The organism is Nonomuraea sp. NPDC059007, from assembly GCF_042740555.1.
Taxonomy (GTDB): Bacteria; Actinomycetota; Actinomycetes; order Streptosporangiales; family Streptosporangiaceae; genus Nonomuraea.
The window spans coordinates 160535-186699 of sequence record NZ_JBHYJD010000014.1 but is presented as its reverse complement, the minus strand read 5'-3'; the positions used below and the strand labels follow the sequence as shown (position 1 = coordinate 186699).

Annotated in this window: 28 protein-coding genes; 23 read left to right on the top strand and 5 right to left on the bottom strand. The window is 72.4% G+C overall.

Annotated features, from left to right (window positions below):
• The first annotated feature begins 5 nt into the window (after positions 1-5).
• The 5 genes from ACFWY5_RS24615 to ACFWY5_RS24595 are packed head-to-tail and all read left to right on the top strand — an operon-like array spanning position 6 to position 3615.
• Positions 6-929 (top strand): carbohydrate ABC transporter permease, encoded by a 924-nt coding sequence (locus tag ACFWY5_RS24615; RefSeq protein WP_379625405.1) that lies wholly within the window; start codon positions 6-8, stop codon positions 927-929.
• Complete coding sequence (locus tag ACFWY5_RS24610; protein WP_379625407.1) at positions 926-1774, top strand: sugar ABC transporter permease; 849 nt, start codon at positions 926-928, stop codon at positions 1772-1774. The genes ACFWY5_RS24615 and ACFWY5_RS24610 overlap by 4 nt, the downstream gene beginning before the upstream one ends.
• Positions 1771-2769 (top strand): LacI family DNA-binding transcriptional regulator, encoded by a 999-nt coding sequence (locus tag ACFWY5_RS24605; protein WP_379634575.1) that lies wholly within the window; start codon positions 1771-1773, stop codon positions 2767-2769. Before ACFWY5_RS24610 ends, ACFWY5_RS24605 begins: the two co-directional genes overlap by 4 nt.
• A 37-nt stretch (positions 2770-2806) precedes the next feature.
• The gene (locus ACFWY5_RS24600; RefSeq protein ID WP_379625411.1) at positions 2807-3145 is read left to right on the top strand and encodes an ArsR/SmtB family transcription factor; all 339 of its coding nucleotides are present in this window, start codon (positions 2807-2809) and stop codon (positions 3143-3145) included.
• A complete protein-coding gene (locus tag ACFWY5_RS24595) occupies positions 3142-3615 on the top strand; it encodes an SRPBCC domain-containing protein (RefSeq protein ID WP_379634573.1) in 474 nt (157 codons plus the stop codon). Before ACFWY5_RS24600 ends, ACFWY5_RS24595 begins: the two co-directional genes overlap by 4 nt.
• Before the next feature lie 155 nt (positions 3616-3770).
• Here ACFWY5_RS24595 and ACFWY5_RS24590 read toward each other — a convergent pair whose 3' ends face one another.
• Entirely contained in the window at positions 3771-5432 is a 1662-nt protein-coding gene (locus ACFWY5_RS24590; protein ID WP_379634571.1) for a beta-N-acetylhexosaminidase, read from the bottom strand.
• Between the two features lie 58 nt (positions 5433-5490).
• Here ACFWY5_RS24590 and ACFWY5_RS24585 point away from each other — a divergent pair, with 58 nt between their 5' ends.
• The 12 genes from ACFWY5_RS24585 (at position 5491) to ACFWY5_RS24530 (ending at position 16592) form a co-directional block, all read left to right on the top strand.
• Positions 5491-6867, top strand: a complete 1377-nt coding sequence (locus ACFWY5_RS24585; protein ID WP_379634569.1) for an ROK family protein — start codon at positions 5491-5493, stop codon at positions 6865-6867.
• A 91-nt stretch (positions 6868-6958) separates the two neighbouring features.
• Positions 6959-7570 carry an ACT domain-containing protein gene (locus tag ACFWY5_RS24580; protein WP_379634567.1) on the top strand — a complete coding sequence of 204 codons (612 nt, stop codon included), beginning with the start codon at positions 6959-6961 and terminating at the stop codon, positions 7568-7570.
• 292 nt (positions 7571-7862) lie between these two features.
• Complete coding sequence (locus ACFWY5_RS24575) at positions 7863-8381, top strand: MaoC family dehydratase (protein WP_379634565.1); 519 nt, start codon at positions 7863-7865, stop codon at positions 8379-8381.
• Positions 8378-9463 (top strand): LLM class flavin-dependent oxidoreductase, encoded by a 1086-nt coding sequence (locus tag ACFWY5_RS24570; RefSeq protein WP_379634563.1) that lies wholly within the window; start codon positions 8378-8380, stop codon positions 9461-9463. The genes ACFWY5_RS24575 and ACFWY5_RS24570 overlap by 4 nt, the downstream gene beginning before the upstream one ends.
• Positions 9460-10659 carry a CaiB/BaiF CoA transferase family protein gene (locus ACFWY5_RS24565; RefSeq protein WP_379626573.1) on the top strand — a complete coding sequence of 400 codons (1200 nt, stop codon included), beginning with the start codon at positions 9460-9462 and terminating at the stop codon, positions 10657-10659. The genes ACFWY5_RS24570 and ACFWY5_RS24565 overlap by 4 nt, the downstream gene beginning before the upstream one ends.
• Positions 10656-12155, top strand: a complete 1500-nt coding sequence (locus tag ACFWY5_RS24560; RefSeq protein WP_379634560.1) for an MmgE/PrpD family protein — start codon at positions 10656-10658, stop codon at positions 12153-12155. The genes ACFWY5_RS24565 and ACFWY5_RS24560 overlap by 4 nt, the downstream gene beginning before the upstream one ends.
• Entirely contained in the window at positions 12152-13156 is a 1005-nt protein-coding gene (locus ACFWY5_RS24555) for a RidA family protein (RefSeq protein WP_379626569.1), read from the top strand. The genes ACFWY5_RS24560 and ACFWY5_RS24555 overlap by 4 nt, the downstream gene beginning before the upstream one ends.
• Positions 13153-13599: a MaoC family dehydratase N-terminal domain-containing protein gene (locus ACFWY5_RS24550; protein WP_379634558.1), complete on the top strand. Its 447-nt coding sequence runs from the start codon at positions 13153-13155 to the stop codon at positions 13597-13599. Before ACFWY5_RS24555 ends, ACFWY5_RS24550 begins: the two co-directional genes overlap by 4 nt.
• Positions 13596-13976 (top strand): MaoC/PaaZ C-terminal domain-containing protein, encoded by a 381-nt coding sequence (locus ACFWY5_RS24545; protein WP_379634556.1) that lies wholly within the window; start codon positions 13596-13598, stop codon positions 13974-13976. The genes ACFWY5_RS24550 and ACFWY5_RS24545 overlap by 4 nt, the downstream gene beginning before the upstream one ends.
• Complete coding sequence (locus ACFWY5_RS24540; RefSeq protein ID WP_379634554.1) at positions 13973-15115, top strand: acetyl-CoA acetyltransferase; 1143 nt, start codon at positions 13973-13975, stop codon at positions 15113-15115. The genes ACFWY5_RS24545 and ACFWY5_RS24540 overlap by 4 nt, the downstream gene beginning before the upstream one ends.
• The gene (locus ACFWY5_RS24535; RefSeq protein ID WP_379634552.1) at positions 15108-15422 is read left to right on the top strand and encodes a Zn-ribbon domain-containing OB-fold protein; all 315 of its coding nucleotides are present in this window, start codon (positions 15108-15110) and stop codon (positions 15420-15422) included. The genes ACFWY5_RS24540 and ACFWY5_RS24535 overlap by 8 nt, the downstream gene beginning before the upstream one ends.
• 6 nt (positions 15423-15428) lie before the next feature.
• Entirely contained in the window at positions 15429-16592 is a 1164-nt protein-coding gene (locus tag ACFWY5_RS24530; protein ID WP_379626560.1) for an acyl-CoA dehydrogenase family protein, read from the top strand.
• Positions 16593-16601: 9 nt separating this feature from the next.
• Here ACFWY5_RS24530 and ACFWY5_RS24525 read toward each other — a convergent pair whose 3' ends face one another.
• Complete coding sequence (locus tag ACFWY5_RS24525; RefSeq protein ID WP_379626558.1) at positions 16602-17627, bottom strand: FAD-dependent oxidoreductase; 1026 nt, start codon at positions 17625-17627, stop codon at positions 16602-16604.
• A gap of 64 nt (positions 17628-17691) precedes the next feature.
• Between ACFWY5_RS24525 and ACFWY5_RS24520 the strand changes: the two genes are divergently transcribed.
• Positions 17692-18288 (top strand): TetR/AcrR family transcriptional regulator, encoded by a 597-nt coding sequence (locus tag ACFWY5_RS24520; RefSeq protein ID WP_379626556.1) that lies wholly within the window; start codon positions 17692-17694, stop codon positions 18286-18288.
• 16 nt (positions 18289-18304) lie between these two features.
• A complete protein-coding gene (locus ACFWY5_RS24515; protein ID WP_379626554.1) occupies positions 18305-18778 on the top strand; it encodes an NUDIX hydrolase in 474 nt (157 codons plus the stop codon).
• On the opposite strand, the gene ACFWY5_RS24510 is transcribed toward ACFWY5_RS24515, so the two are convergent.
• Together ACFWY5_RS24510 and ACFWY5_RS24505 are read right to left on the bottom strand one after the other, a co-directional pair.
• Entirely contained in the window at positions 18775-20181 is a 1407-nt protein-coding gene (locus ACFWY5_RS24510) for an MmgE/PrpD family protein (RefSeq protein ID WP_379626552.1), read from the bottom strand. The genes ACFWY5_RS24515 and ACFWY5_RS24510 overlap by 4 nt on opposite strands.
• Positions 20178-20972 (bottom strand): cyclase family protein, encoded by a 795-nt coding sequence (locus ACFWY5_RS24505; RefSeq protein ID WP_379626550.1) that lies wholly within the window; start codon positions 20970-20972, stop codon positions 20178-20180. The genes ACFWY5_RS24510 and ACFWY5_RS24505 overlap by 4 nt, the downstream gene beginning before the upstream one ends.
• Positions 20973-21023: 51 nt before the next feature.
• Between ACFWY5_RS24505 and ACFWY5_RS24500 the strand changes: the two genes are divergently transcribed.
• The 3 genes from ACFWY5_RS24500 to ACFWY5_RS24490 all read left to right on the top strand — a co-directional run bounded on the left by ACFWY5_RS24500 (position 21024) and on the right by ACFWY5_RS24490 (position 23102).
• Positions 21024-21368 carry a hypothetical protein gene (locus ACFWY5_RS24500; RefSeq protein WP_379626548.1) on the top strand — a complete coding sequence of 115 codons (345 nt, stop codon included), beginning with the start codon at positions 21024-21026 and terminating at the stop codon, positions 21366-21368.
• 11 nt (positions 21369-21379) lie between these two features.
• Positions 21380-22141: an IclR family transcriptional regulator gene (locus ACFWY5_RS24495; RefSeq protein WP_379626546.1), complete on the top strand. Its 762-nt coding sequence runs from the start codon at positions 21380-21382 to the stop codon at positions 22139-22141.
• A 253-nt stretch (positions 22142-22394) separates the two neighbouring features.
• The gene (locus ACFWY5_RS24490; RefSeq protein WP_379626544.1) at positions 22395-23102 is read left to right on the top strand and encodes a FadR/GntR family transcriptional regulator; all 708 of its coding nucleotides are present in this window, start codon (positions 22395-22397) and stop codon (positions 23100-23102) included.
• Between the two features lie 12 nt (positions 23103-23114).
• Here ACFWY5_RS24490 and ACFWY5_RS24485 read toward each other — a convergent pair whose 3' ends face one another.
• Entirely contained in the window at positions 23115-24401 is a 1287-nt protein-coding gene (locus tag ACFWY5_RS24485) for an ABC transporter ATP-binding protein (protein ID WP_379626542.1), read from the bottom strand.
• Positions 24402-24699: 298 nt separating this feature from the next.
• Here ACFWY5_RS24485 and ACFWY5_RS24480 point away from each other — a divergent pair, with 298 nt between their 5' ends.
• Positions 24700-26163 (top strand): glycoside hydrolase family 13 protein, encoded by a 1464-nt coding sequence (locus ACFWY5_RS24480; RefSeq protein WP_379634550.1) that lies wholly within the window; start codon positions 24700-24702, stop codon positions 26161-26163.
• The last annotated feature ends 2 nt before the right edge of the window (positions 26164-26165 follow it).

Below are 26165 nucleotides of genomic sequence, written 5' to 3'. Positions count from 1 at the left end.
AGCGTGTGCCGGCAGGGCGGCGGGCCTGGCTGCGCCACTGGTACGCCTGGGCGATGGTGGCCCCCGTGCTCATCGTCATGGCGGTGCTGATCGGCTGGCCGCTGGCCCGCGGCGTCTACCTGTCGCTCACCGACGCCACCGAGGCCAACGTCGGCCGGACGATCGGGGTCAACGTCATCCCGTCCCGCTACGAGTTCGTGGGACTGGACAACTACCTGGACATCCTCGGCAGCGGGCTGTTCTGGGCCAAGCTCGGCTGGACGGTCACCTGGACCGTGGCCTGCGTGGCCCTGCACTACGGGCTGGGGCTCGGGCTGGCCGTACTCCTGCACCGCAAGCTGCGTTTCCGCTCGGTCTACCGGGTGCTGCTGATCCTGCCGTGGGCGATCCCGGCGTTCGTGGCCGCGTTCATCTGGCGCTACCTCTACAACAGCGACTACGGCGTCATCAACGCGATGCTGGAGGCGGCCGGGATCGGCGCGGTGGGCTGGCTGAACGACCCGTTCACCGCCAGGATCGCGGTGATCGCGGTCAACGTGTGGCTCGGCGTGCCGTTCATGATGGTCGCCATGCTCGGCGGGCTGCAGTCGATCCCCAAGGAGCTGTACGAGGCGGCCGAGGTGGACGGCGCCTCGCCGTGGCAGCGGTTCACCAACATCACGCTGCCGTCGCTGCGGGCCGTCTCCAGCACGGTGATCCTGCTCGGCACGATCTGGACGTTCAACATGTTCCCCGTCATCTTCCTCGTCACCGGCGGCGGACCGGGCAGCGAGACGGAGATCCTGGTGACCTACGCCTTCCGCGAGGCCTTCACCGGCGTCAGGAACTACTCCGGCTCGGCCACCTGGGGCGTCATCATCCTGCTGCTGCTCGTGCTCATGGCGTTCGGCTACCGGCGGGCACTGCGCAAGACCGGGGAGGTGTGGTGAAAAAGCAGCATAAGAGGGGCGAGAGAGGCCCGCTGGCGTCGATCGCCTTGCACGCGACGCTGATCGTCGCCTCGCTGATCTCGATCTTCCCGGTCGTGTGGCTGATCCTGACCTCGCTCAAGCCGCGCGACGGCTGGCTCTCGACCGAGCTGGAGCTGTTCAACAGCCCCTCGCTCGGCAACTACGGCCGGGTGCTGTCGGAGACCGCGTTCCCGACGTGGCTGCTCAACTCGGTGCTCGTCGCCGGGCTGACCATGCTGCTCGGCGTGTTCCTGGCCGCGACCACCGGGTACGCCATCAGCCGCTTCCGCTTTCCCGGCTACCGGGGCGTCATGTGGCTGCTGCTGATCACCCAGATGTTCCCGGTGGCGATCCTCATCGTGCCCCTGTACAACCTGATGGCCTCGCTCAAGCTGCTCAACCAGCTTCCCGGGCTGGTCATCGCGTACATGACGGTGGCGGTGCCGTTCTGCGCCTGGATGATGAAGAGCTACTTCGACACCATCCCGCAGGAGATCGACCAGGCCGGGATGGTCGACGGGCTCAGCCCCTTCGGCGCGTTCTGGCGGGTGGTGCTGCCTCTGGCCCGCCCCGGCCTGGCCGTCACCGCTTTTTACTGCTTCATGACCGCCTGGGGCGAGGTCGCCTACGCGACCGTGTTCATGTCACAGGAGGAGAAGCGCACGCTCGGTGTCGGCCTCCAGCAGTTCGTCGGGCAGCACTGGTCGGACTGGGGGCTGCTCACCGCGGCCGCCGCGCTCATCGCGATCCCGGCCGCGGCGGTCTTCCTGCTGGTCCAGCGCCACCTGGTGACGGGGCTGACCGCGGGCGCCACGAAGCTGTGAGGCTCGCCGACATCGCCGCCCAGGCCGAGGTGAGCGAGGCCACGGTGAGCAGAGTGCTCAACGGCCGGCCGGGCGTCTCGCCCGCGACCCGGCAGGCCGTCCTCGCCGCGCTCGACGTGCTGGGGTACGAGCGTTCGCCCCGCCTGCGCCGGCGCAGTGCCGGACTGGTCGGGCTGGTGACGCCCGAACTGGAGAACCCGATCTTCCCTGCGTTCGCCCAGGCCTTCGAGCGCGCCCTGGTCCAGCACGGCTACACGCCGCTGCTGTGCACCCAGACACCCGGCGGCGCGGCCGAGGACGAGTTCACCGAACTGCTGGTCGAGCGCGGGGTGAGCGGCATCGTCTTCCTGTCCGGCCTGCACGCCGACACCGCCGCGCGCTCCGACCGCTATGTGCAGCTGATCGGCCAGGGCGTGCCGATCGTGCTGCTGAACGGCTACGCGGCCGACGTGCCGGCGCCCTTCATCTCCCCCGATGACCGGCTGGCGGCGCGGCTGGCCGTCCAGCATCTCGTGGACCTCGGGCACGCGCGCATCGGCCTGGCGGCGGGGCCGGCCCGGTTCGTCCCGGTGATCAGGAAGATCGAGGGCTACCGGGAGGCCGTGGGCGGTCCCGGCCTGGTGGCCCATTCGCTGTTCTCGGTGGAGGGCGGTCAGGCCGCCGCCGCCCAGCTCCTCGACCAGGACTGCACGGGCATCGTGTGCGCCAGCGACCTCATGGCGCTCGGCGCGATCCGCGCCTGCCGCGAGCGCGGCCTTTCGGTGCCGGGCGACGTCTCGGTGGTCGGTTACGACGACTCGCCGCTGATCGCGTTCACCGACCCGCCGCTCACGACGGTCCGGCAGCCGATCAGGGCTATGGTGACGGCGGCGGTGCAGACGTTGATGGAGGCGTTCGGCGGCGCGCCGCCGCGGCACTCCGAGCTGGTCTTCCAGCCGGAGCTGATCGTGCGCGGCTCGACCGGCTCGGGTCCGCAGGTGGTCAGATCCGCTTGACATACGGCATGCGGACGTCATATAAAACCGTCTAGTTATGGAACTGGACAGTTATGAACATCTGGACGCCACGTTCGCCGCGCTGGCCGATCCGACCCGCCGGGCCATCCTGGCCAGGTTGCGCGCGGGGGAGGCGACCGTCGGCGAGCTGGCGGAGCCGTTCGCGATGAGCCAGCCCGCGATCTCCAAGCATCTGAAGGTGCTGGAGCGGGCCGGGCTCATCTCGCGCGGGCGCGACGCCCAGCGCCGTCCCTGCCGGTTGGAGGCCCGCCCGCTCAAGGAGGCCACCGACTGGCTGGAGAACTACCGGGACTTCTGGCAGGAGAGCTACGCGCGGCTGGACGCGTTGCTGGACGAGCTGAAGGAGCGGCCGTGACGCTCACCGTCGAGGCGCTCGGCGAGACCGAGATCATCATGATCCGCCCGTTCTACGCGCCGCGGCGCCTGCTGTGGGCGGCGCTGACCGATCCCGCGCTGGTGCCGCGGTGGATGGGGGCGCAGGGGTGGCAGATCGTGCGGTGCGAGATCGACCTGCGGGTGGGCGGCGCGTGGCGGTTCGTGTCGGCCGGGCCCGGTGGGGCGGAGATGGCGCATGGCGGGATTTATCGGGAGATCGTGGCTGAGTCGCGGCTGGTGTTCACCGAGTCGTACGACGACCAGTGGGTGGAGGGGGAGTCGCTGACCACGCAGACCCTGGACGAGCATGGCGGGCGGACCACGTTGACCACGACGATCACGTACTCGTCGCGGGAGGTGCGGGATGTGGCGCTCCGGTCACCCATGGAACGCGGGGTGGGCGAGGGCTACCGCCGCCTGGACGCGGTCCTGACCGGCCTGAAGCCCTGACCCACTGCTCTTTTGCCTTGGCCACCTGGCCGGTCCACGGGGCGGGCGTTACGGCGGCCCGCCCCGCGCGGCCTGGCTGCCGTTTTCCTGGAGTGCCCCCAGCCCCGTGCGCGGGGTGGGGGCGGGGCGGCTGGGCCGTAACTTATGGGAGAGGTTTAGGAGGGACGGTCGACGGCGGAGACGTGCACGTCGGTGGGGGGAAGCTGGGCGCGCCAGGCCAGCCAGTTCTCGCGGGTGCGGTGCGGGTCGTCGGTCTCGCGGGTGCGGCGGCCGGTGCCGCCGGTCTGCCACGGGCGCGGGCCGTCGAGCGGGCGGTACTCGCAGCCCGCGGCCTCCAGCCGGGCCAGGTGGGCCTCGCTCAGGCGGCGGGTCAGGTCGGCGAAGTCGGCGGGGCGGCCGGACCACACGGCCTCGGCGATCGCGCACGCCCTCGGGAAGGTCATGTAGTCGAGGTGGCGGTCGTCCGGGATGTACTCGCGCCACACCTGGAACTGCCCGCCCAGCACGCGCCCGCGCTCCTCCTCCGACCAGGCGCCGGGCAGGACCTCGAACGTCGCCGCGTCCTCCAGCGTGATCGGGCCGCCGATGGACAGCGGCTCACTGGGCAGCGTGGACTGGTCGTAGTCGAAGTAGGTGGGGTAGGTGGGGGCGCGGACCACGTCGTACCCGGCCGCGGCGGCCTGGCGGGCGATCGCGTCGCCGCGCCAGCACATGACGATCGAGTCCGCGCGCACGCCGCCGCTCTGGAAGCCCTCGTCCCAGACGATCATGCGCTTGCCCCGCGTGGCCAGGTGCTCGGCGATCTCGCGCAGGAACCAGCCGTGCATCTCGCGTGCCCGCGTGACGCCGAGCGCGGCCATGTGCGCGGACACCTCGGGGTCGAGCGGCCAGTCCTCGGTCGGGCACTCGTCGCCGCCGAGGTGCACGTACGGGGTGTCGACGGCCTCCAGCACCTCGTCCAGAAGCTCGCACACCAGCGTGACGGCCGCGGGGATCGGCTTGAGCACCCCGGCCGAGACGCCCCAGCCGCCGAGCACCTCGCGGCTGCCGGTGCCCAGTTCGGGGAAGGCGGCCAGCAGGGCGGAGGCGTGGCCGGGCAGGTCCAGTTCCGGCACGACGGTGATGCCGCGCTCCGCCGCGTAGGCGGAGATCTCGGCGAGGTCGTCGAGGGTGTAGTAGCCGCCGTGCGGGGTGCCGTCGTAGTCGTTGGAGTGGCGCCGGTGGCCGATGAGCGTGTCGGGCCGGTGCGTGGACCTGCGGTTGATCGCCGGGTGCCGGCGGCTCTCGACCCGCCAGCCCTGGTCGTCGGTGAGGTGGAGGTGGAGGCGGTTCATGCGGTGCATGGCGAGGAGGTCGACGTACTTGAGCACCGCCCCCTTAGTCATGAAATGTCGTGACACGTCGAGCATCCCGCCGCGCCAGCCGACCGCGGGCGCGTCCTCGATCTCGCCGCACGGCGCCTCCCACCGTCCCGGCAGCGCCGCCGCCCGCCACGCGTCCGCCGTGAGCAGTTGCTTCAGCGCCTGTACGGCATGCCGTACGCCGGCCAGGTCCGTCGCCGTGATCGCGATGCCGTCGCCGGAGACGCGCAGCCGGTAGCCCTCGGCCTGCCCGCCGTCCTCGATCCGGACCGAGAGCACCCCCTCGGGTGCGGAGCCCGGTGCGAGGGGCAGGTTCAGGGGGTGCAGGAGGCGCCGTACCAGGTGGGCGACCTCGGGTTCCGCGTGCAGAAGCGTGCCCGCGTCGAGCGTGAACGAGCCGGGCCGGGCCGCGGCGTGCCGGGGAGCAGGGACGAGGAGTGCGTATCGATCGCTCATGCCAGCAAATTAACAGGATGGTATCCAGAAAGAAAGGCTATGTGGTACATCTTGGCCCATGCCGCGCACCGCCTCGCCCCACACCGCCCGCCTCATCAACGACCGGGCGGCCTTCGACCTGCTGCTGGAGCACGGCAGTCTGTCCAGAGCGGAGCTGCAGCAGCGCACCGGGCTCTCCCGGGCCACCATCGGTGATCTGGTGGACCGCCTGGAGGCCGGCAACCTCATCACCCCGGTGGGGGAGTCCCCTGCCCGGCGCCGCGGCCCGAACGCCGTCCTCTACGGCGTGGTCGCCGACCGGGCGCACGTGGCGGGCGTGGAGGTGCGGGCGGGCGAGGTACTGGCCTCGGTCAACGACCTGACGGGCAACCAGGTAGGTTCCGCCCGCCGTCCCCTCGACCCGGCCGCCGAACCCGACCAGCTCGTCTTCGACACCATCACCGCCGCTCTTCTGGACGCCCACCTGGACCCCGGGCGCCTGGACGGCGTCGTGGTCGGCACCCCCGGCCTCATCGACCCGAAGACCGGCGACGTCTCCTACGTCGGCGCGCTGCCCACCTGGCACGCCAACCTCCTGCCGGGCCTGCGCGCCCGGCTGGGCGGCCTGCCCGTCCTGGTCGAGAACGAGGTCAACCTGGTGGGCCTGGCAGAACACCGCCTCGGCGCCGCCCAGGGCGAAACCACGTTCGCGCTGCTGTCGCTGGGCACGGGCGTCGGCATGGCCGTCATCCTGAACGGCCGCCTGCACCGGGGCCGATCGGGCGGCGCCGGCGAAATCTCCTACCTCCCCCTGGGTCTGACCGGCTCCACCTTCCCCGACCTGGTAGCCGCCCCCGCCCTCCTGACCCTCGCCCAAACCCACGGCCTCACCCCACCCACCGGTACCTCCACCCCCGCCGAGGCCCCTCCCACCCCACGCGAAGCCACACCCAACCCGCCGGGCGGCACCTCCGCGTCGCCGGAACGCTCCTCCGCGCCCCACGCTCCCGGCGGCGCGGTCGCACCACTCGGAGCTTCTGACCCCACGCTCGGCAGTTCGGCCGCCATCTCCTGGCCTTCTGCTCGCACGCCCCGCACCCCTTCACCCGATGCCCGACAGGCAGGTGGCTTGGCCGTGGGGCGGCTGGGGGCGGAGGAGCTTGGTGAGGTCGTCAGGCAGGCGCCACCCGCGTTTCTGGACGCGCTGGCCGATCGGATCGTGTTCGGGGCGCGGGCCGTCTGCGCGGTGCTCGACCCCGGTGTTCTGATCCTCGCGGGGACCATCGGCAGGGCCGGAGGAGAAGACCTGGCGGCCAGGGTGGAGCAGCGGCTGGCGGCGCTGATCCCGTTGCCCACGCGGGTGGTGCCCGGAACGGTCGAGGGCGATCCGGTACTGCGCGGCGCGGTCGTGGTGGCCTTGGAACGGCTCTACACCCAGATGTTCGACCAGCAATAATGCGAGATAGCCGCATCATGCGTGACATCTCCGTGGAACGTGGTGGAAACCTCGACACGGCACCGTGGACCCTCACGAAAGGGGGCGGACGATGCTGCTTCGGATCAGAGTGTCCCTGCCGGACCGGCCCGGTGGACTGGGCCAGGTAGCCAGGGCACTGGGCGCACTCGGCGCCGACATCCTTCAGGTGACCGTCCTGGAACGCGAGGCCGGTCGGGCCTTGGACGAGTTCACCGTCAACTGGCCGGCCGCCGCGGGCGAGGTGAGCGAGCGCCTGTCCGGCGCGCCCGGCGTGCGCGTGGAGGGCTGCTGGCCGACCAAGGAGGTCCCGGGTTCCGCGCCCGACTACGACGTCCTCACGCAGGTGGCCGCCGACCCCGCGCGCGGGCTCGCGACGCTGGTGGACGCCCTGCCCGGCCTGTGCGGGGCCGACTGGGCGCTCGCGCTGGCCGACGGAGTGGTACGGCATGCCAGCCTGGCCGCCCCCTCCGCCTTCGACCTGCCCGACCCACCCCTGCGCCCCGCCGCCCGAGCCGGCACCGACCTACGCCTCATGGTGCTGCCCGTCGCCGAACTCCACATCGTGGTGGCCCGCTCCGTCGGCCCCGCCTTCCACCGAGCCGAACTCCACCGCGCCACCCGCATCGCCGACGTAGTGGCCAAGCTGTCCGGCCGCACCCCAGAAACCACCCACCAGCCCTAAGCCCACCGGCCCCACGCACACAAGCCGGCCCCGGGGCGGTGCGAGGTGTGTCCACGCGAGGGACGGCTCCTGCGCGGGTGGATCCTGCGTTGGATGGGCGCTCGTGCGGGGTGTGGCCCGCGTGGGAGGAACACGTGCTTGGGTGGCGGGCCGTGATCGACTGCGGTGTCTGCCGGTGCGGGTGCCGGTGGGGCTGGGGGTGGGTTCTCGGGGGTGGTGGGTTCGGCGTGGTGGGGAGGGGGTGGGTGTGGGGCGTTGACCGGGAAAACGTCTGACGATTAACGTGGCGAAGGTGACCGTGCATGAGGCGGCCATCGGCCGCTACTACGAGGACTTCGTGGTCGGCGACGTCTACCAGCACCCGTTGGGGCGCACGATCAGCGAGGCCGACAACACGTGGTTCACGCTGCTCACGATGAACACGAACCAGAACCACTTCAACGCCCACTTCGCCGCCAAAGCCCCCGTAGGCAAGGTCATCGTGAACTCGGGCCTGACGGTGGCGATCGTGCTGGGACTGTCCGTGATGGACGTCAGCCAGACCGCGATCATGAACCTGGGCTGGGAGGACATCAAGCTCACCCAACCCGTCTTCATCGGCGACACCGTCTACGCAGAATCGCTGGTCACCGCGAAGCGGGAGTCGCGGTCGCGGCCGTACGCGGGGATCGTCACGGCACGGACGCGCGGGCTCAACCAGGACGGCGACGAGATCATGTCCTGGACCAGGACGGTCATGGTGTACAAGCGTGACGCCCCGCACGACAAGGACTATTTCCCCCAGGCCAAGAACGGTCCCATGACCACATGAGGATCACCTACGGCCCGTGGGGCGAGACGCTCGCCGAACTGACCGGGGCGGCGCGGGCCGCCGAGGAGGCCGGGGCCGAGGTGGTGTGGCTGCCCGAGCTGCACCGCAGCGCCACCGTGACCGCCGCCGCCGTCGCGCCGGTGCTGAGCCGGGCGGGCGTCGGCACCGCGGTCGCGCTGGCCTTCACCCGCAGCCCGCTGACCCTGGCCCTGGAGGCGCTCGACCTGGACGAGCTGACCGGCGGACGGTTCGTGCTCGGCCTCGGCGTGGGGGCGCGCCGCCTGAACGAGCGCTGGCATCACGTCGCGGCCGACCGTCCCGTCACCCGATTACGCGAGACCGTCGAGATCATCAGGGCCGTGGTCGCGGGTACGCCGCCGGTCGTCGAGGGGGAGACGCGGCGCGCCGACCTGCGCGGGTTCCGGCGGCCGCACCGGCCGGTCCGTGCCGCCATCCCCATCTACCTGGCCGCCGTGGGGCCCCAGCTCACCCGCCTGGCCGGGCGGATCGCCGACGGGTGGATCTCGCATGAGCTGTGCTCGCCCGCCTACGTCCGCGAGCACGTCCTGCCCAACCTGAGCCGGGCGCCAGCCCCTGACCACGGCAACAGCCCGGATCCAGGAAAGGACTCGGGGGCGGACGTGCCGCCCGGTGTGTGGGCGGACCCGGGAGCGGGGTTGCCCGCCGGGCCGGGGGTGGATGTGGTGGTTTCGGGTTGTTGCGCCATCGACGCCGACCCTGCCGAGGCGCGCCGGCAGGCCAAGGGCGTCCTCGGCTTCTACGCCAGCGTCGCCACCTACCGCGACTTCTTCGCCTTCCACGGTCTGGCCGAAGAGCAGGAGGCGGTCATCGAGGCCTTTCGCTCGGGGACGCCGGCCGACGGGCTGGCGGCAGCCGTACCGGATCGGATGGTGGAGCGGCTGGCGCTGGCCGGCACGCCCGCGCAGGTCGCGGCGGGGATCGACGCCTACCGCGGGCTCGCCACCACGATCAAGCTCACCCCGCCCGTGTACGGCCGGCCGCCCGAGGCCGTGCGCGAGTCGCAGGCCCGCATCATCGCGCTCATCAAGGAGCTGACATGAGGCCGCTGGAGGACGTCAGGGTCATCAGCCTGGAGCAGTACGGCGCCGGGCCGTTCGGGAGCGTGCACCTCGCCGACCTCGGCGCGGAGATCATCAAGGTCGAGGACCCCCGGGCCGGAGGCGATGTGGGGCGGTACGTTCCGCCGTATGCGGAGGGCGGGGATTCGCTGTTCTTCGAGACGTTCAACCGCAACAAGAAGTCGATCGCGCTGGACCTGGGGTGCGCGGCGGGGCGGGAGGTCCTCGAGGATCTGGTACGGCACGGCGACGCCGTCTACTCCAACCTGCGCGGCGACGTCCCGGCCAAGATGCGGCTCACCTACGCCGATCTCCGGCATCTCAACCCCCGCGTGGTCTGCTGTTCGCTGACCGGGTTCGGGATGACCGGGCCGCGTGCGGCCGAGCCCGGCTACGACTACATCCTCCAGGGCCTGGCCGGATGGATGACGCTGACCGGCGAACCCGGCGGTCCGCCGGCCAAGTCCGGGCTCTCGCTGGTGGACTACTCCGGCGGGCTGGTCGCGGCGCTCGCGCTGGTGGCCGGGGTGCACGCGGCGCGCAGGGACGGGGTGGGGCTGGACTGCGACCTGTCCCTGTACGACACGGCGATCACCATGCTCACCTATGTCGGGACCTGGGCGTTGAACACGGACTACGAGCCCGCCCGGACCGCGCGGTCGGCGCATCCGTCGCTGGTGCCGTTCCAGAACTTCGCCGCGGCCGACGGGTGGCTGGTCGTGGGATGCGCCAAGGAGAAGTTCTGGCGGCGGCTGGCCGCGATCCTCGGAGCGCCGTTCGACACCGATCCCGGGTACGCCGACTTCGCCGGCCGGAGGCGCAACGCCGACCGGCTGCTGCCCGCCCTCGCCGACGTCTTCCTGACCAGGACCGTGGACGAGTGGCTGGCGGTGCTGCGGCCGGCCGGAATCCCGTGCGGGCCGGTCAACTCCGTGCACGAGGCGCTGGCCGAGGAGCACACCACGGCCAGGGGGCTGGTGGTGGAGACCGCCCATCCCCGCTACGGCCGGGTGCTGCAGCTCCGGTCGCCGGTGCGGGTGGGCGGCGAGCCGGCCGGGCATCACCGGGCGCCCCGGCTGGGAGAACACGCGGAGGAGGTGCTGCGAGGGCTGCTCGGATACACGCAGGCGCACGTCAAAGCCCTGGCCGGGGCGGGCGCTTTCGGGGAGCCGGGATGACGGCCGCCGAGACGCTGGTCGCGTGGGGGCTGGGGCTCCGGCTGGACGACGTCCCCGACGAGGCGCGCGCCGCCGCCCTGCGGCACCTGCTCGACGGCCTCGGCTGCGCCGCCGCGGCCGCGGGGCAAGGCGAACGGCCGGAGGCAGCCTCCCAAGACGGTGCGCGGGACAGGGCGTGGCCCGGGGCGGACACAAGGGCGTGGCCCGGAGGGGCCGCGGGGGAGACGGCACGAGAAGACGGAGCGGCGCGGGACGACGGGGTGGTGCGGGACGGCGGGGTGGTGCGGGACGGCGGGGCTTGGGCTGCTGTTCGGGTTGCCGGGGAGATGGGCGGGCCGCCGGAGGCGACGGTGTTCGGGACCGGGCGCCGGGTAGGGGCGGTGGCGGCGGCGCTGGCCAACGGGGCGCTGGTGCACGCGCTGGACTTCGACGACACCCATGCCCGGGGGCTGGTTCATGCCACCGCCCCGGTGCTGCCGGTGGCGTTCGCGGTGGGGGAGGAGACCGGGGCGAGCGGGGCCGAGGTGCTCACCGCCGCCCTCGCCGGGTATGAGGCGATCTGCCGGCTCGGCGGTGCCGTACCGCATGGATTTCACGCTCGTGGCCTGCACGCCACCTCGGCCTGCGGACCCCTGGCCGCCGCGCTCGTCGCCTCCCGGCTGTACGGGCTCGCGCACCGCGAGGCGGTCGCCGCGCTGGGCATCGCGGGCAGCATGTCCGGTGGCCTGCTGGAGTTCCTGAACACCGGGGCCTCCACCAAACAGCTCCACCCGGGCTTCGCCGCCCAGGCGGGGGTGCTGGCCGCGCGGCTGGCGCGGGCGGGGGCGAGCGGGCCCGCGACGGTGGTGGAGGGCGAGCACGGCCTGTACGGCGCGCTGCTCGGCCGCCCGGGCGTCGACCCGTTCGGCGACCTGGGGCGCGGCTGGGAGGTCGGCCGGATCACGATCAAGCCGTATCCCGCCTGCCGGCTGCTGCACGCGGCCGTCGACGCCGCGAAGGTCCTGCGGGGGCTGGCCGCCGCGGAGGAGGTGGCCGAGATCGAGGCGGAGGTCCACGACGACGCCGCGGCGCTGGTGTGCGGGGCGGGCAAGGAGCGGCCGCGCACGCCGTACGCGGCGAAGTTCAGCCTGGCCTGGTGCGTGGCGGCGATGCTGGTCGACGGCGAGCTGACCGCGCGCACGTTCGCCCGGCCCGGACGCGCCGACGTGTGTGATCTCGCCGCGAGGGTACGGCACGTGCCATCCGGGCGCCGGGGCCCCGCGGCCGACCAGCACGGACGGCTGCGCGCGCTGCTGACGGACGGGCGCAGGGTGGTCGCGGAGGTGGCGCGCGGTTCGGGCGGACCCGGCGATCCCCGCATCGACCGCCTGGTCACCGGCAAGGCTCTGGAAAACGGGCTGAGCGAGCGCGCCGTGAACCTCGCGCTGCGCCTGCACGAACTGCCCGCCCTCGACGACCTGGTGAAGGAGCTGAGCGTGATGGAGGAGCCGATGTGAGGGACAGGACCGTGCGGCTGCCCGCGCTGACCGGCACCGACGCCCGCGACGCCTACGAACGGGCCCGCGTCGCGCTGGGCGCGCTCGGGCTGACGTGGGCGGACGCGGTGCACGTGCGGGAGTACGCGAGCGCCCGGCCGGACCCGGCGGCCAGGCCGGAAGGGGTCACGCTGTCGGCGATCGCGGTCGAGGGCGTGCTGGAGGACGGGCACGAGGTGGCCGTCGAGGTGACGGCCTGCCGAGGGGGCGGCGAGCGGTTCGCCACCGGCCGCGGCGTGGTGACCGTGGCGGGGGAGATCGTGTATCTGCCCGCCGTCGTCCCGGCCGACCTGTCGGCGGGGTTCGGCGAGCAGTACCGCTCCTGCCTGGAGGTGGCGGCCGAGCTGCTCAAGGTGGCCGGGATCGGGCCGGAGGGGCTGGTGCAGACCACCGACTACACCGCGACCGCCACCCGGGCCGACTACCCGCGCTGCGGCCGCCCCCGCAAGGACCTGCTGGGCGGCGAGGGTAGCGACGGGCGGCCCGTGCATCCGGGCGCGGCTGGGATTCTGGTGGACCGCGCCGCCGTGGAGGGCGCGAAGGTCACGCTGGACGCGGTGGGCTCGCGGTTGCCGCTGCGCGCCGTCAACCCCGGCTGGACACGCTACGACACGCTCACGTACAAGCCGGGGGTGGCGGCGGGCGGCACGCTGTTCATGTCGGGCTTCGGCGCGCTGGAGCCGGCGACCCAGCGCTCGCTGTTCGAGGGGGACCTGGTGGCGCAGGCCGAGTACACCTACACGGCGATCGCCGCCGTGCTGCGCGAGGAGAACCTGACCGGCTCGGACGTGGTCAGACTGGTCGAATACATCACCCCACCCGCCATCACGAAATATCCGGAAATAGTGGCGGTCAGGGAGCGCCACTTCCCCAACCGCCCGGCCCTCACCTCAGTCGTCTGCACGGCTCTGCTCCGCCCCGAGTTCCTCATCGAGGTCGTCCCCACGGCGGTACTCCGGTGAACGAGGTCACCTACACCGCCCCAGAAGAGCTCGGCCGCGCCGCGATCCGCTATTTCGCCCAGGCCGTGGGCGACGCCAACCCGCTCTACACCGACGACGCCTACGCCCGCGAGCACGGCTACGACGGCGTCATCGCCCCGCCCACCCTGATCTTCGAGACGAACCAGTTCACCGGCCTGTCCCGCGACCCCGACGGCTACTGCGGCCACACCTGGGACCTCGATTTCCCCGGCACCCGCCTCGTGCGCGGCGGCAACACCTACGAATTCCACCAGCCGGTACGGCCCGCCGACGTCATCACCGTCACCTGGCGCCTGGGCGACATCGTCCGCAAGGCGGGCAAGATCTTCGTGACGTCCACCGCCACCTACACCAACCAGCACGCCGACCTGCTGGCCGTCAACGAGGAGACCCTGATCTACGTGCCGCTGGAGGCCCCGTGATCCCCCCTCTGGAACGCGAGATCGACCGGGCCGGCATGATCGCGTACGCCGGGGCCACCTGGGACTGGCACCGCCTCCACCACGACTCCGCCTACGCCGCGGACAGGGGCCTGCCGGCGCCGGTCGTGGACGGCCAGCTCTTCGGCGCGCTCCTGGCCGAGCACCTACAGGACTGGCTCGGCCCGAGGGCGCGGATCACCCGCATGAGCTTCCGGCTTCGCTCGATGGTGTTCGCGGGCGAGACCGTGCGCTGCACCGGGCGGGTGGTGGCCGAGCAGGACGGCCTGCTCACGGTGGAACAGCAGGTCGAGGTCATCGGCGACAACCCCAGAGTCGCCGTGGCCCCCGCGACGTCCGTGGTGAAGAGGCGGCCATGACCGCGGTGGCCATCGTCGGGGCGGCCGAGTCCGATCTCGGGGTCACCGGCAGGAGCGCGCTCGAACTCCAGGCCCAGGCGGCCACCCGCGCCCTGGCCGACGCCGGCCTCACCCTGCGCGACGTCGACGGACTGGCCACCGCGGGCGTGGGCAGGTTCGCCGCCACCCAGGTCGCCGAGTACCTGGGGCTGCGCCCGGCCTGGACCGACTCCACGTTCGCCGGCGGGTCCGCCTTCGAGATGTACGTGGCGCGGGCCGTACAGGCGATCGAGGCCGGGCAGTGCGCGACGGTGCTGATCTCCTACGGCTCGAACCAGCGCAGCGCCCGCACCCGCTCCCTGTCCGGCGTCCACGAGGGCGACGTCCCGCAGACCACCCACGAGGCCCCGTACGGCCCGCTCTACCCGATCTCCTACTACGCGATGGCCGCCCAGCGCTACCTCCACCAGTACGGCAGAAGCCGGGCCGACCTGGCCCAGGTCGCCGTGGCCGCCCGCGAGTGGGCGCTGCTGAACCCGCGCGCCTACCGCCACGCCGCCGGTCCCCTGACGGTCGAGCAGGTCCTCGCCGCGCCCATGATCTCCACGCCGCTCACCGCCGCGGACTGCTGCCTGGTCACCGACGGCGGCGCCGCGATCGTGCTCACCGCCCTCGACCGCGCCCGCCACCTGCCGAAGCTCCCCGTCACGGTCCTCGGGTACGGCGAGGCCACCGCGACGGCCAGCATGTCCCAGGCCCCCGACATCCTGGACACCGGTGCCGCAGAAGCGGGCCGGAGGGCCTTCGCCATGGCCGCCCTCTCACCGGGCGACGTGGACGTGGCCCAGGTGTACGACTCGTTCACGATCACGGTCCTGCTCACCCTGGAGGCCCTGGGCTTCTGCGAGCCGGGCCGCGCCGGCGACCTCGTGAAGGAGGCGGGGCCGGGCGGCGCGTTCCCGCTGAACACCACCGGCGGCGGCCTGTCCCACTGTCACCCGGGCATGTTCGGCCTGTTCCTGCTGGTCGAGGCGGTCCGGCAGCTGCGCGGCGAGTGCGGCCCGCGCCAGGCGCCCGGCGCCGAGGTGGCGCTGGCCCACGGCACCGGCGGCATCCTGTCCACACACGCCACCGTGCTGCTGGGAGCCGACCGTGGCTGACCGCCTGGAACTGCAGGAGTGCCGGGCCTGCGGCCGCCGCCAGCACTACCCGAGGCCGCTGTGCCTCGGCTGCGGCTCGGCCGACCTGGCCCCGCGCGAGGCGGAGGGAGGCGGCTCCGTGGACACCTTCACCGAGGTCCGCCGCGCCCCGTCCGAGGACTTCCAACCCCCGTACGTGATCGCCCGAGTCCGCCTGGACGAGGGCCCCGTCCTGCTCACCCGCCTGGCCGGCCCCGGCCCGTGGGCCTGCGACGAGCGGGTACGGCTCACCTGGTGGCAAGGGCTGCCCGTCTTCGAGAAGGAGTAACGCGCCATGGACTTCGAGCTGACCGACGACCAGAGGGCCTTCAGGGAGACGTTGCGCGCCTTCGTCGAGAAGGAGATCGTCCCCGTGGCCACCGAGTGGGAGCACTCCGGGAGATATCCCACCGAGATCGTGGCGAAGATGAAGGAGATGGGCCTGTTCGGGCTGACCGTCCCCGAGGAGTACGGCGGGCTCGACGCCGACATGGTGACCTTCGCCCTGGTCTTCGAGGAGATCGCCAGAGGCTGGATGGGCGTGGCCGGGACCATCGGCTCCCACTCGCTGTCGGCCTGGATGATCGCCCGCCACGGCACCGAGGAGCAGAAACGCCGCTACCTGCCGGATCTGGCGAGCGGCGCCCGCCGTACCGGATTGGCGCTGACCGAGCCGGGAGCGGGCACGGACCTGCAGGGCATCCAGACGCGCGCGGTCCGCGACGGCGAGCACTACGTCGTCAACGGCGTCAAGACCTGGATCACCAACGCCCGCCACGCCGACCCGCTTCCCGTGCTGGTCAAGACCGCGATCACCGAGCCCGCGCACAAGGGCATGTCAGTGCTGCTCGTGGACGCCGGAACGCCCGGGTTCACGGTCAGCCGCGACCTGCCCAAGCTCGGCTACAAGGGCACCGAGACCTGCGAGGTCGCGCTGCAGGACGTCCGGGTCCCGGTCTCGGCCCTGCTCGGCGGCGAGGAAGGCAGGGGCATGCAGCAGGTGCTGTCCGGCCTGGAGATCGGCCGGGTCAACATCGCCGCCAGGGCCGTCGGGGTGGCCCAGGCCGCCTACGACGCCGCCCTTTCCTACTCCCGTCAGCGCGAGGCGTTCGGGCAGCCGATCGCCGAGTTCCAGGCGGTCCAGCTGAAGCTCGCCGACCTGGCCACGGAGATCCAGGCCGCGCGGCTGCTGACCTACTGGGCCGCCTCGCAGGCCGACGGCGGCAAGCGGGTGGACATGGAGGCCGCGATGGCCAAGTACTTCGCCTCCGAGGTGGCGCTGAAGGCGTCGCTGGAGTCGATGCGCATCCACGGCGGCTACGGCTACAGCCAGGAGTACGTCGTGGAGCGCCTCTACCGCGACGCCCCGCTGATGGCCATCGGCGAGGGCACCAACGACGTGCAGCGCCTGGTGATCGCCAAAGCCCTGATCAGCGGTAAGGGCAAGGTCGGCTGGTGAGCGCCCGGCTCACGCCGGCAGCAGGCGCAGGAGCGAGTCGCGCAGCCCGGTGCGCCGTACCGTCATGAACCGGTGCAGGCTACGCGAGCCGAACGCCACCCGCTGCGCGCTGCGCCGCCGCTCGGCGTCGTAGGCCCGCAGCGCCGCCGGCAGCGTGGCGTGCGTGGCGATCGCCCTGGTCAGCGCCTCGGCGTCGAGGATCGCCGTGCACGCCCCCTGGCCCAGGTTGGGCGTCATCGCGTGCGCCGCGTCGCCGACGAGCGCCACGTTCCCGCCGCTGGTGAAGGAGGGCAGGGCGGGGTGGAGGTGGCGCATCTCGTAGCGGATCCACTCCGAGGGATCCGTCTCGTGCAGGATGCGGGGGATCGGGTCGTGCCAGCCGCGGAACAGCTCACGCAGTTCCCCGGCGGTGGTGGCCTCCGGCACCGTCGCGTACCAGTTGGTCTTGCCCGGCTCGACCGGCGTCATCCCGAAGAACCGCCCCGTGCCCCACGTCTCGCCGTGGATGCCGCTGTCGAATCCGGCGATGCCGATCCATGCCACCGTCCCCACGTGGCGCGGGCCGCTGCGCCCGCCGAAGCGCCCCTCCCGCACCGCGCTGCGGATGCCGTCCGCGCCGACCACCAGGTCGTGACCGGCCGCGAGATCCTCCACGTCGCGCACCCGGCTGCCGAACTCGATCGGCACGTCCAGCGCCCCTGTCAGCGCATCCAGCAGGTACGGCCGCGCGATCAGCAGCTCCGGCCGCCCGGCCCTGCGCTCGATGCGTTCCAGCGGCAGGTTCGCGATCACCGTGCCGTCCGGGGTCCGGATGCGCCCGTCCCGGTACGGCACCGCCCGCTCCCGGAACCCCTGCCCCACACCCAGCCGCTCCAGCGCGCCCTGGGCGGTCGGGTGGATGCCGAAGCCGGTGCCGTACCTCTCGATCTCGGTCCGCCGCTCCAGCACCCGCACCGACCAGCCCGCGCGCCGCAACCCGATCGCGGTGGCCAGCCCGCCCACGCCCGCCCCGACCACCACAGCCTTTCCGGCCATGTCACACCTCCACGACTCGACTACCACATCTGTGGTACCACGTTTGGGGTAGTATCGGCAAAACGTGAGCGAGAGGCGGAGCATGGCGAACCAGGACCGGCGCGACCTGCTGCGCGACGCGGCCATCCACGTGCTGGCGCGCGAGGGCGGGCGCGGCCTGACGCATCGCGCGGTCGACGCCGAGGCGGGCGTGCCCGGCGGCACGGCGAAGAACTACTTCCCGGCCCGCGAGGCCCTGCTGCGCGCGGTCGCCGAGCGCTGCCTGGAGCTCTACCAGGGCGCCGTCCCGGCCGCTCCGCCCGCCGACGCGGCCGGGCTGATCGCCATGTTCGAGGCGCTGCTGCGCGACGCGGCGGGGCCCGGCCGCGACCGCCTGCTCGCCTACCTGGAACTGCAGGCCGAGTCGGCCCGCCGGCCGTGGCTGGCGGAGATCCTCGACCCGATCGCGGCCGGGGACTTCACCGGGTTCGAGCGAGCCCAGCGGGCGGCCGGGCTGCCCGTCACCCGCGAACGCGCCGCGCTGGTCACGCTGGCCCTGCACGGGGCGCTGCCGCACCTGCTGTCGGGCGGCGCGGACACGCTGGCGGCGGCGGGGCTGGCCGATCCGGCCGCCTTCGTCCGCGGCGTGCTACGGGCGGCCTACCCGGATACGGAACTCTAGGAAGGACAATGCGGGGGTGAAACCACTTCTGGCCGTGAGCGCGGTCGTGCTCGGGGACGGCGAGGTCCTCATGGTCCACCAGCGCAACGCCGGCGACCCGCACCCGATCTGGGGCCTGCCGGGCGGCATGGCCGAGGAGGGCGAGCTGTCGGACCGGGCGGCGGCCCGCGAGGTCGCCGAGGAGACCGGGCTGAAGGTGGGCCCGCCCACGCGCCTGGTGGCGGTCGTGCAGTTCCCGGTTCCCGCGACGCTGACCGCCCTGTACTTCGCCTTCGAGCGGCCGCGCGGCCAGGACCTCGCGCCCGCCGACCCCGACGGGGACGTGCTGGAGGCGGCCTGGGTGCCGGTCGGGCAGGCGCTGGCGCGGATGGCGGACTTCCCGCTGGCCGTCATGCGCGAGCCCGCGACCGCCTGCCTGCGCGAGCCCGCCGGCCCGGTCCGCTACTGGACCTGGCCGGACGGGCCCGACGGCCGCGCCGCGGTGATCTAGGTGTTCCAGGCCACGGTCAGGGGGAGCAGGGCCGAGGCGGGGGCCCCGGAACGGGCCGCCGCCACCAGGGCCTCCATGCGCTCCTCCGGCAGGGCGCGGCGGGCGTTGTCGCGGAACTTGCGGGCCAGCTCCTCCCCGGTCAGCGGATGCTCGGGACCGCCCCGGGAGGAGTCGACGCGGTGTTCCAGCTCGGTGCCGTCGGCCAGCCGTACCCGCAGGACGGCCGCGAAGGCGCGCGGGAAGATCTCCGTCGCCCGCGCGTCGGCCACGCACCGCACCCGCGCGGCCAGCGCCAGCCGCGCCGGGTGCAGCTCGGCGAAGTCGTCCAGGCAGACACCGAGCCCGCCGCCCGAGCCGAGCAGCGCCGTGGCGACCGTGTACGGGCCGGAGAACTTCGCGTGGTAGGGGGAGCGGGGCGCCGCCTTCTCCTCGGCCGGTTCCGCGATCGTGCGCAGGACCGGCGCCGGCACCCCCAGCTCGATCTCGGCCTCCGCCAGCGCCTCGGGGCCGAGCCGGTCGCGCAGGGCGAGCGCGCAGTCGATCGCGGGATGGGTGAAGTGGTTGGTCGGGTACGGCTTGTAGACGGTGCGCAGCAGCTCCCACCGCCCGCCCAGCCCGTCGAGCAGCGCCCCGGCGTCGAACCGGCCGTCCAGCCAGGCCTGGAAGAAGCCGAACCGTCCCTCCAGCACCGTCGGCGGCCCGGTCACGCCTTCGAGCGCCAGCACCGCGGCCGACACCCCGGCGTGCGCGGCCCAGCCGCAGTGCACCCGCTTGACGGTGCCGCCGGTCCTGTTGGCCTCGATGACCCCGGCGCCCATGCTGGCGGCGATGCCCATGGCGTCGGCCAGCCCTTCGGCGGGCAGGCCGTACAGCATCCCGGCCGCCACCGCGGCGCCGAGCGTGCCGCAGATGGACGTGGCGTGCTGGCCCTTGTCGAAGAAGAGCGAGTTGCCCGCCTCGGGCAGGTAGGAGGCCATGCCGAGGCGGTTGCACACCTCGATCCCGGCGGCGACCGCCGCCGCGAGGCTCGCCCCGCCGGCGCCCGTGGCCTCGGCGGCGGCCAGCGCGGCGGGCACCACGGGCGCGCTCGGGTGCAGCACCGAGGGCAGATGGGTGTCGTCGTAGTCGAGAGAGTGCGCGAGCGTGCCGTTGACCAGGGCGGCCGACGGGGCGGGCAGGCGGTGGCCGCTGCCGATCGTCGTCGCCTCCCCGGTACCGTTCCACCGCAGGGCCGCGCGCAGGACCGCGGGCGCGGCGTCGGCGTCCGGCTCGGCGTAGGCGGCCAGGCAGTTGCCGAGCACGTCCAGGATCCGGCCGGCGACGTCCGCGCGGACCTCGCCGGGCAGGCCGTCGTCGCGGCAGCCCGCGGCGAAGGCGGCCAGCAGCTGCACGTGTGTGGTCATGCGCGCTCCCCGGGCAGAACGGCCAGCGGCCGGACCGGCGCGCCGGTGGCGCCCACGATCGGCAGCGGATTGAGTACCAGGAGGAACTCGCGCACCCCCGCGTCGAGCAGCTCGTGCAGCCGCATCGTCTCCACGATGTTGATCCCCGACTCCACGAGCATGATCCGGTGCACCGGCAGCGCGGCGTGGCCGCGTTCCGGCGCGATGTGCTCGAAGGCGATCGTCTCGCCGCCGACCACGCGCGGGCGCCGCTCGGCCAGCCAGCGCCCGGCCTCGACCCCCGGCCCCGGTACGCCCGCCGTCTGGCCGGTGAACCGCCCGGGATCGTGCCAAACGCGCGACCAGCCGGTGCCGATCAGCAGGGCGTCGCCGGCGCGGATCTCCACCCCCTCGGCGGCCTTCTCCAGGTCGGCGACGCTCACCTCGTAGCCCGGGGGCAGGAAGTCGGCGCCGTGGACGCGGGCCACGTCGAGCAGGACGCACCGGCCCACGTACGGGTCGAAGGAGTCGATGCCCAGGGAGCTGAAGCCGTCGTTGGTGGTGAGGTCGGCCGGGTCGGCTCCGCCGTACAGGAGGCCGTCGTGCGAGACGTGGGCCAGCGCGTCCACGTGGGTGCCGACGTGGCCGCCGGTGACGATCAGCTCGTTGGCGGCGGAACCGCCGTCGGCGCGGACCACGTCTCCGTGCCGGCGCTCCAGGAGCATGCGAAATGGGGGATGATTGGGCGATTGGGGCATACCCCTTCGCATCGGCTGCGCCAAGTCGTACACACGCAACCCGTCCTGCCACATGGCTCACTCCCGGTTGTTCCAATTATTGGAATTAGGTTTCAGACTGTACCCATGATCTACCTGGTCTACCGGATGCGGCTCGCCGAACGCGCCCGCAGGGACATGGCGGCCTTCTGGGAGTGGCTGGAGGAGCGCGAGCGCTGGTTCTACCGTGATTTGCCGATGGTGAAGGAGGTGCGCTGGTTCTACAGCGTCGTCGGTGACGTCTACATGCTGGAGAACTGGGCGGCCTTCGACGACGAGGCGGCCTGGGGCGCCTACAGAAAGGCCCTGGCCACCCTCAAGAGCGACTCTTCCTGGGAGTCGCAGCGCGTGTCACAGGAAGAATGGTGGGACTTCGTGGACACGAGGATCATGACTGACCCACCCGTACCGGTGGGGTTGCATCGCAGGTGAAAGGCTCCAGCATGTCCAGCCAGACCGTCGCGACCGTCGAGCGGGCGGCCGACGTACTCGTCCGCTTCGCCGAGGCGGGCACCAGCACGCTCGGGGTGACCGAGCTCGCCGACAGCCTCGGCATGTCCAAGGCGGCGGTCCACCGCGTGCTGGCCTCCCTGCGCAGCCGCGGCCTGGTCGAACTCGACGAGGACAGCCGCCGCTACTCGCTCGGGCTGACCGCGATGCGGCTGGGACTGGCCTATCTGGACCGCATCGACATCCGCCGCCTGGCCGCGCCCGAGCTGGCCGGGCTGAGCGCCCGCACGACCGAGACCGCGACGCTGTCGATCAGGACCGGCCTCAGCCGCGTCTACATCGACCAGGTCAAGCCGCCGCGCGAGGTCATCATGGCGGTCTCGCTCGGCGTGCCGTACCCGCTGCACGCGGGGGGTTCGTCCAAGGCGTTCCTCGCCTTCCTGCCCGAGGTGGAGATCGACTCCTACCTGTCGGCGCCGCTCGACCCGCTGACCCCGGCCACCGTCACAGACCCGGAGCGGCTGCGCACCGAGCTGGCGCTGATCCGCCGCCGCGGCTACGCCATGTCGATCTCCGAACGGCAGCGCGGCGCCGCCTCGGTGGCCGCGCCCATCCTCGACCACCACAGCCTGCCCGCCGCGGTGATCAGCGTCTGCGGGCCCGCCGAACGCTTCGTCGGCGAGGCCGACGCGTGCGCCGCGGCCCTTCTGGAGGCCACCGACCGACTTTCCGCACGACTCGGTCACCGCGCCTGAACTCCGGTTTTCTCCGGTACGGCCAGGCCGCTCCGGTTCTTGCCATTGACACAGCCGCCTCAGATTGGAACGCTGTTCCCAGAAGTGGAACGGGGCCCCTCGTACGGCGGGGTTCGGAACGGCAGGATCGGCCTCACCGTGGGGGAGGCCGAACCCACCACCCCGGCACCTCGCCGGCCCCGTCCGGCAGGGCCGGGCGGGGCCGAATCTCTCAAGCGCCACGGCCGGGACCCGCCGAGTAGGGTCTGACGGTGTGACCAAGAAGCCGCCCGCCTACCAGGCGCTCGCCGCCGAACTGCGGGAGCTCATCGTGGCCGGCCGGTTCCGCCCCGGTGACCGGCTGCCGGTCGAGCCCGAGCTGTCGGCCGCCTACGGCGTGAGCCGGAGCACCGTGCGCGAGGCGCTGCGCCTGCTGGCCAGCCAGAACCTCATCGCCACCGTCAGGGGCGTGGCCGGGGGCAGCTTCGTGGTGACGCCGCGGCCCGAGCAGATCAGCGACTACCTCGCCACCAGCCTCAACCTGCTGGCCGGCGACACCCAGCTCACCGTTGACCAGTTCCTGGAGATCCGGGACCTGCTGGAGGTGCCCGCGGCCGGGTTCGCGGCGCTGCGCCGTACCCCCGAGGACCTGGCGGCGCTGCGGGCCACGCTCTTCGACCCCGGCGCGGCCTCGCCGGAGGAGATGTACGAGCCGAACAAGCGCTTCCACGCGCTGCTGCTCGGCGCCTGCGGCAACCCGCTGCTGGAGGTGGTGGCCAGGCCCGTCTTCCAGGTCCTGGACGAGCGCTTCCTGCGCTCACGCGCCCCCGGCCGGTTCTGGCACGACGTCGACCGCGACCACCGCGAGATCCTCGCCCGGGTGGAGGCGGGCGACGAGCCCGGCGCCCGCGAGGCCCAGCACGCCCACCTGGCCCGCCTGCGCGGCACCTACCTCGCCATCGACCGCAACGCCACGCCGTAGGACGCGCGCTCGTCAGGTGGTGGCGCGGCGGGGGGCGTCGATGCGGGCGCCCTCCTGCGTGAAGACCATCAGGCGGGAGACGTCCACGGCCACCTTGGCGGCGTCGTTGACCCGCCAGGCCGGGCGCACGCCCAGCCGGACGATCAGGTCGGTCCTGCGGTGGTGGCCGCTCTCCTCCGCCTGCTCCTGCTCCTGTTCCTCCATCACCACGCGTGAGGCGAACAGCCGCCGCAGCAGCGTGCCCAGGCCCGCCGACTCCTGGGCGTGGCCGTTGACGCGCCGGCGGGGGTCGGGCGGCTCGGGTACGGCCACGCCGGGCGCCCCGCACTCCACATAGGCCAGCCACTCGTGCCCGTGGTACTCCAGCGCCCTGACCCGGCCGAAGAACGCCGGCCCGTCATAGGTCTCCGGCACCGGCGCCAGCCCGTCGGGCCGCATGCCGACCAGCACCTGGCTGCCCGTGTACTGCGAGATCGCGTACGCCCGGGGGTCGCTCCAGGGGATCGTCAGCCGGTGCGGGCCGAAGTCCAGCATCACGTACTGGTTCTGCGGGGTGCGTACCGTCGCCGCCAGCAGGTTGAGCTGCTGGGAGTTGAGGAAGGCCGCGACGAACGCGGTCGCCGGGTCGTTGTAGATCTGCGCCGGGGTCCCGACGTCCTGCAGGACGCCGCGGTTCATGATGGCGATCCGGTCGGCCAGCGTGAGCGCTTCGACCTGGTCGTGGGTGACGTAGATCGTGGTGACGCCGAGCGACCTGACCAGGGCGGAGATCTCCATGCGCAGTTCGGTGCGCATGCCGGCGTCGAGGTTCGACAGCGGTTCGTCCATCAGGAAGATCTTGGGCTGGCGGACGATGGCGCGGCCCATGGCCACGCGCTGGCGCTGGCCGCCGGACAGGGTGCCGGGGCGGCGGTCGAGCGTCTCGTCGATGTGCAGCGCCTTGGACAGCTCCTGCACACGTTCCTTGACCAGCGCGGGGTCGGCCTTGGCGATCTCCAGGGGGAAGGCGATGTTGCCGCGCACCGAGCGGTGGGGGTACAGGGCGCCGCTCTGGAAGACCATGGCCACGTCGCGGTCGCGGGGGGCGAGGTGGTTGGCGAGCTTGCCGTCGAGCCACAGGTCGCCCTCGGTGATCTCCTCCAGCCCGGCGATCATGCGCAGCAGGGTGGACTTCCCGCAGCCGGAGGGGCCCAGCAGGACCAGGAACTCGCCGTCCTCCGCCTTCAAGCTCATGCGATCGACCGCCAGGTGGTCACCCGGGTAAACCTTGGTCACTTTGTCGAGAACGACCGAGCTCATGGGCAGCACCTTGCAGCCAGGTTCCGCTGTGATTGATGAGGTAGTACATCGCGGTTACAGCCTGATGTCCAGGCTTGCCATAAAAAATCTCTATGGATCGGGCGCGCAGGGGTTGACACGCCGCCTGACTTCTGTCTTGTGCCTCAGCCAAGCTTCCGGGTGGTGAGTCACCTCACATAGGGGGTTTTATCCCACTCTAGGGGTAAGTGTGGCGAAAAATCAGGGGTTGGTGGTGCATGAAAGACTTGCGGAAACTTGCGGAAAGAGATGTCATGTACGGGACTATTGGGGGGTTTGCATGACCGACTGGTGGCGCGACGCCGTCATTTACCAGGTGTACGTCCGCAGCTTCGCCGACGGGAACGGCGACGGCGTCGGCGACCTGATCGGTATGCGCGACCGCCTGCCGTACCTGAAGAGCCTGGGTGTCGACGCCGTCTGGCTCACCCCCTTCTTTACCTCGCCCATGGCCGACTTCGGCTACGACGTCGCCGACTACCGCGACGTCGACCCGCTGTTCGGCACGCTGGCCGACGCCAAGGCGCTCATCGACGAGGCGCACGGTTTCGGCCTGCGGGTCATCGTGGACATCGTGCCGAACCACACCTCCTCGGCCCATCCGTGGTTTCAGGAGGCGCTGCGCGGGCGGCACCGCGAGCGCTACATCTTCCGCGACCGGCCCAACGACTGGGAGTCGATCTTCGGCGGCCCGGCCTGGACGCAGGTCGAGGACGGCCAGTGGTACCTGCACCTGTTCGACAAGGAGCAGCCCGACCTCAACTGGGACAACCCCGAGGTGCGCGCCGAGTTCGACTCGATCCTGCGCTTCTGGCTCGACCTCGGCGTGGACGGCTTCCGCATCGACGTCGCCCACGGCATGGTCAAACCGCACGACCTCCCCGACATCGGGCACAGCGACCAGATCCGGATGATCGGCTCCGACGTCGTGCCGTACTTCGACAACGAGGGCGTCCACGACATCCACCGCCACTTCCGGCACATCCTCGACTCCTACCCCGGCGAGCGCATCGGCGTCGCCGAGGCCTGGGCGCCCACGCCCGAGCGGCTGGCCCGCTACGTCCGCCCCGACGAGCTCCACCAGGCCTTCAACTTCCACTACCTGAGCACCCCCTGGGACGCGCCCCGCCTGCGCGAGGCCATCGACGCCTCCCTGGCCAGCGCCGCCTCCGTGGGCGCGCCGTCCACCTGGGTGCTGTCCAACCACGACGTCAGGCGGCACGTCACCCGCTACGGCAGCCTCGACCGCGCCCGCGCCGCGATGCTGCTCACGCTGGCGCTGCCCGGCTCCGCCTACGTCTACCAGGGCGAGGAACTGGGGCTGCCCGAGGTGCTCGACCTGCCCGAGGAGGTCCAGCAGGACCCGCAGCGGCTGCGCGACCCCGAGAGCGGCCGCGACGGCTGCCGTGTGCCGCTGCCCTGGACCCGCGAGCTCGGCTGGGAACTGCCGTGGCTGCCGATCCCGGCGAGCTGGTCCGAGCTCAGCGTCGAGGCCCAGGAAGGCGTGCCCGGCTCCACCCTGGAGCTCTACCGCGCCGCGCTGCGGCTGCGCCGCGAGATCACCGGTGAGCTGCGCTGGCTCGACTCGCCGGAAGGCACGCTGATGTTCGCCCGCGGCGACCTCGTCTGCGCCGTCAACCTCACCGCGCGACCCGTCGACTTCGCCCTGGAGGGCGCGCCCGTGCTGTCGTCGGCCGCCACGCCCGGCGCTCCCGATTCCGCGGTGTGGTGGAAAGTAAAGTAGCG